The sequence below is a fragment of the Micromonospora sp. D75 genome, assembly GCF_018070405.1.
In the GTDB taxonomy this organism is placed as follows: domain Bacteria; phylum Actinomycetota; class Actinomycetes; order Mycobacteriales; family Micromonosporaceae; genus Micromonospora; species Micromonospora chalcea.
In genome coordinates this window covers 1-1,903 of record NZ_JAGPXV010000874.1, presented here as the reverse complement: position 1 = coordinate 1,903, position 1,903 = coordinate 1, and the positions used below count along the sequence as shown (strand labels likewise).

Annotated in this window: 3 protein-coding genes and 1 pseudogene; all 4 read left to right on the top strand. The window is 73.9% G+C overall.

Annotated features, from left to right (window positions below; translation table 11 throughout):
• Positions 1 to 55: 55 nt before the first annotated feature.
• The gene (locus KBX39_RS30185; protein WP_043325563.1) at positions 56 to 292 is read left to right on the top strand and encodes an HTH domain-containing protein; all 237 of its coding nucleotides are present in this window, start codon (positions 56 to 58) and stop codon (positions 290 to 292) included.
• A complete protein-coding gene (locus KBX39_RS30180; RefSeq protein WP_210873807.1) occupies positions 292 to 867 on the top strand; it encodes a Clp protease N-terminal domain-containing protein in 576 nt (191 codons plus the stop codon). The genes KBX39_RS30185 and KBX39_RS30180 overlap by 1 nt, the downstream gene beginning before the upstream one ends.
• Before the next feature lie 91 nt (positions 868 to 958).
• Positions 959 to 1,729 (top strand): diacylglycerol kinase family protein, encoded by a 771-nt coding sequence (locus KBX39_RS30175; protein WP_210873805.1) that lies wholly within the window; start codon positions 959 to 961, stop codon positions 1,727 to 1,729.
• Positions 1,722 to 1,903: pseudogene (locus tag KBX39_RS30170) on the top strand (hypothetical protein); the annotation flags it as partial. The gene KBX39_RS30175 and the pseudogene KBX39_RS30170, both read left to right, overlap by 8 nt.

Below are 1,903 nucleotides of genomic sequence, written 5' to 3'. Positions count from 1 at the left end.
CGACGGGTGTCAACCAGGGTTGACACCCGTCGTGCTGTCAACCTACATTGACAGCATGAGTCAGGCGACGGAACTCGCGGCGGCGGCCGGCAGCACCGACCCCAAGGTCGGCCTGCGTGCCGTGCTCGCCCTGCGCCGGCTGCTGGAGCGGCTGGAGGTGATCCAGGTGGACAACGCCCGGCGACAGGGCTGGTCCTGGCAGGAGATCGCCGACGCCCTCGAGGTCAGCCGGCAGGCGGTCCACAAGAAGCACGCCGGGCGACCGGCGGTACGCGACAGCTGGGAGGCGTGATGTTCGAACGATTCACCGACCGGGCCCGTGCCGTGGTGCACCACGCGCTCGACGAGGCCCGCACCGAGGGACGGCGGCCGGTCGGCACCGAGCACCTGCTGCTGGGCGTGCTCGCCGACCGCGACAACCTTGCGGTACGGCTGCTCGCGTCCGGTGGCGTCGAGGCCGACGCCCTGCGCGCCGCGGTGGCCCGCCACACCGCGCAGGGCGTGGACGGGCTCGGCGCGGCGGACGCCGCGGCACTGCGCGAGATCGGCATCGACCTCGCCGCGATAGTGGCCCGGATCGAGGAGTCCTTCGGCCCGGACGCGCTGCGTGAGGCGACCCCGCGCCCGCGCCGGTGGTGGCGTCGCGGGACGCACCACGGCACGTTCTCGCCCCGCGCCAAGAAGGTGCTGGAGCTGTCGCTGCGCGAGGCGCTGCGGCTGCGCCACCGGCACATCGGCACCGAACACATCCTGCTCGGCCTGCTGCGCGAGGGCGACGGCCTGGCCGCCGCGGTGCTCACCGAGGCCGGGGTGGACATCGACGACCTGCGACGCCGCATCGACACGGCGCTGCGCGAGGCCGCTTGACCCGTACCCGGTTTTCAAACCTGATTGCGGTCATCGCAACGTCCCGCTGCGCCGGGTCGCCGTCACGCCCCGTGTCCTGCACACTGACGCCGTGGACGGTGCAGACGACAAGCGCCCGGTGAACGCGGAGAACCGCACCCCGCGCTCGGCAGTGGTGGTCAACCCGGTGAAGGTGGCCGACCTGGACGAGTTCCGCCGGACCGTGGAGGGCGCGCTCGCCGCCGCCGGCTGGCCGGCCCCGACCTGGTACGAGACGACAGTCGAGGACCCGGGCCGCGGGCAGACGGAACAGGCGGTGAAGGCGGGCGCGGAGGTCGTCTTCGCCTGCGGCGGCGACGGCACGGTGATGGCGTGCGTGACCGCGCTGGCCGGCACCGACGTGGCGCTGGCGGTGCTGCCCCAGGGCACCGGAAACCTCCTCGCCGCCAACCTCGGCCTCTCGAACGACCTGCGCCGCCGGGCCCGGTCGGTCCTGGTCGCCAACGTCGGGCGCCTGCAGGGCGGGGTACGCCTGCTCACCGACGCCGAGCCGGACGACGGCTGGCTCGACGTGGCGGTGCTGACACCGCGCGCGCTGCGTCACTGGCTCGCCATGGGCTGGGCGGTGCTGCGCCGCCGCGACAGCGTGCCCCGGATGGAGGTGTTCCGGGCCCGCTCGGTCGAGATCACCAGCACCCGGGCGCAGCCCCGGCAGCTCGACGGCGACCTGATCGAGCCGGGCCGCTCGCTGAAGGCCACCATCCGCCCCGAGTCGCTCTGGCTCTGCGTACCGCGCCCCGAGGAGCACCCCGACCTGGCGGTGGACGCCGACGCGGTCGGCGAGCGCGGCGAGCACCTGGTCGAGGAGGCCCGCCGTGAGTAGCACCAAGCTGGTCCCCGAGACCCGGTTGATGACCGAGAACGAGCTGTCCGCCGACGACGCCTGGCACACGCTGCGCCGGCACGGCGGCTGGTGCCTGCTGCGGGACGCGTTCGTCCGGTTCCGCTGGAGCCCGCTGCGCGACGCCGATCATGCGGCGGCCGAGTGGTTCAACGG